2 protein-coding genes and 1 pseudogene are annotated in these 2,097 nt (G+C 75.7%); all 3 read left to right on the top strand.

Annotation, left to right across the window (positions count from 1 at the left end; all coding sequences use genetic code 11):
• Positions 1 to 391, top strand: a 391-nt coding sequence (gene hisI, locus B0E53_RS35855; RefSeq protein ID WP_107079860.1) for a phosphoribosyl-AMP cyclohydrolase, incomplete at its 5' end; no start/stop codon positions are given.
• Positions 388 to 1,941 carry an anthranilate synthase component I gene (locus B0E53_RS35850; RefSeq protein ID WP_107079859.1) on the top strand — a complete coding sequence of 518 codons (1,554 nt, stop codon included), beginning with the start codon at positions 388 to 390 and terminating at the stop codon, positions 1,939 to 1,941. The genes hisI and B0E53_RS35850, both read left to right, overlap by 4 nt.
• Positions 1,938 to 2,097, top strand: a pseudogene (locus tag B0E53_RS39950) (Trp biosynthesis protein); the annotation flags it as partial. The gene B0E53_RS35850 and the pseudogene B0E53_RS39950, both read left to right, overlap by 4 nt.

Genomic DNA, 2,097 nt, shown 5'->3' with positions numbered 1-2,097 from the left:
CGGCGGCGCCGCGGCCCCCGGCCCGGCCCGCCCCTCCCGGCTCGACCCGGCCATCGCGGCCCGGCTGCGCCGCACCCCCGACGGCCTGGTGGCCGCCGTGGTCCGCGCGCACGACTCGGGCGAGGTCCTGATGGTCGCCTGGATGGACGACGAGGCGCTGCACCGCACCCTGACCACCGGCCGGGCCACCTACTGGTCGCGCAGCCGCCAGGAGTACTGGGTCAAGGGCGCGACCTCCGGCCACCACCAGTACGTCCGCTCGGTCGCCCTGGACTGCGACGGCGACGCGCTGCTGGTCAGCGTCGACCAGGTCGGCGCGGCCTGCCACACCGGGCAGCGCACCTGCTTCTTCACCGAGCTGCCGGTCAGCTCCCCGGAGGCGACCTCATGACCGACGGCACGGTCAGCCCGGACCAGGGCACCTTCGCCGACCTGGCGGCCCGCTGGCGGGTCGTGCCGGTCACCCGCCGGCTGCTCGCCGACGCGGAGACCCCGGTGGGCGTCTACCGCAAGCTCGCCGGGGGCCCCGGCACGTTCCTGCTGGAATCCGCCGAGCAGGGCGTCGGCTCGGCCGGGATGGCCTGGTCGCGCTACTCCTTCATCGGGGTGCGCAGCAGCGCCACGCTGACCGAGCGGGACGGCACGGCCGTCTGGGCCGGCGAGCCGCCCGCCGGGGTGCCGACCGCCGGCGACCCGGTGACCGCGCTCCGGGAGACCGTCGCCGCGCTGGCCGGCCCGGCCTGGGACCCGGCCAGCGGCATGCCGCCCCTCACCGGCGGCATGGTCGGCTACCTCGGGTACGACCTGGTCCGCCGCTTCGAGCGGCTGCCCGAACTGACCGAGGACGAGCTCGACGTGCCCGAGCTGGGCATGATGCTCGCCACCGACCTGGTGGTGCTCGACCACTACGACGGTTCGGCGATCCTGATCGCCAACGCGGTGCTGCCCCCGCTCGACGCGCCCGACCGGGAGTCGCTGGTCGCGGCCGCGTACCACCACGCGGTGGGGCGGCTGGACGCGATGACCACCGCGCTGTCCCGACCGATTCCGCCCATGATCTCGACGGTCGCGCGGCCCGGCGTGGGCGAGGTGCTCAGCCGGACGCCGGAGGGCGGCTACCCGAAGGCGGTGGAGGCGGCCAAGGAGGCGATCCGGGCCGGCGAGTGCTTCCAGATCGTGCTCAGCCAGCGCTTCGAGCGCCCCACGCACGCCGACCCGCTCGACGTCTACCGGGTGCTGCGCACCACCAACCCCAGCCCGTACATGTACCTGCTGCGCTTCGACGGCTTCGACATCGTCGGCTCCTCACCGGAGGCGCACCTCAAGGTGAGCACCACGGCGGACGGGCGGCGCCGCGCGCTGCTGCACCCGATCGCCGGCACCCGGCCGCGCGGCGGCTCCCCGGCGGCGGACGCCCGGCTCGCCGCCGAACTGCTCGCCGACCCGAAGGAGCGCGCCGAGCACGTCATGCTGGTCGACCTGGGCCGCAACGACCTGGGCCGGGTCTGCCGGCCGGGCACGGTCGAGGTCCCGGAGTTCGCCACCATCGAGCGGTACAGCCATGTCATGCACATCGTCTCCACGGTCGTCGGCGAGCTGCGGGCGGACCGCACCGCCTTCGACGCGCTCGCCGCGACCTTCCCGGCCGGCACCCTCTCCGGCGCGCCGAAGGTGCGGGCCATGGAGATCATCGAGGAGCTGGAGCCGGTCCGGCGCGGCCTCTACGGCGGCACCGTCGGCTACTTCGGCTTCGGTGGCGACCTGGACATGGCGATCGCCATCCGCACCGCGCTGATCCGCGAGGGCCGGGCCTACGTGCAGGCCGGGGCCGGGGTGGTGGCCGATTCCGATCCCGTCGCCGAGGACCAGGAGACCCGGAACAAGGCCGCCGCGGTGCTCGCCGCCATCGCCGCCGCCGAGACGCTGCGGCCGGCGCGATGAGCGCGTCGACCGGCGCGCCCGCCGACCGGGGCCGGCGCGAGCTGACGTTCGGCGTGCTGCTCTGCCTGGCCGGCGCGGGCCTGGCGTTCTGGGCCGTGACCCGGACCTGGTCGGTCGAGCTGACCGCCCGCGGCTCGCTGCCGCCCACCCGGCACG

The organism is Micromonospora sp. MH33 (assembly GCF_003013775.1).
Classification (GTDB): domain Bacteria; phylum Actinomycetota; class Actinomycetes; order Mycobacteriales; family Micromonosporaceae; genus Micromonospora; species Micromonospora fulviviridis.
The sequence above is the reverse complement of the archived record's forward strand: the minus strand, read 5'-3'. Positions and strand labels throughout refer to the sequence as shown.

What these genes read in the sequence shown, in the direction of transcription:
- B0E53_RS35850 (WP_107079859.1), top strand. Translation starts at nt 388, where the DNA reads ATGACCGACGGCACGGTCAGCCCGGACCAGGGCACCTTCGCCGACCTG.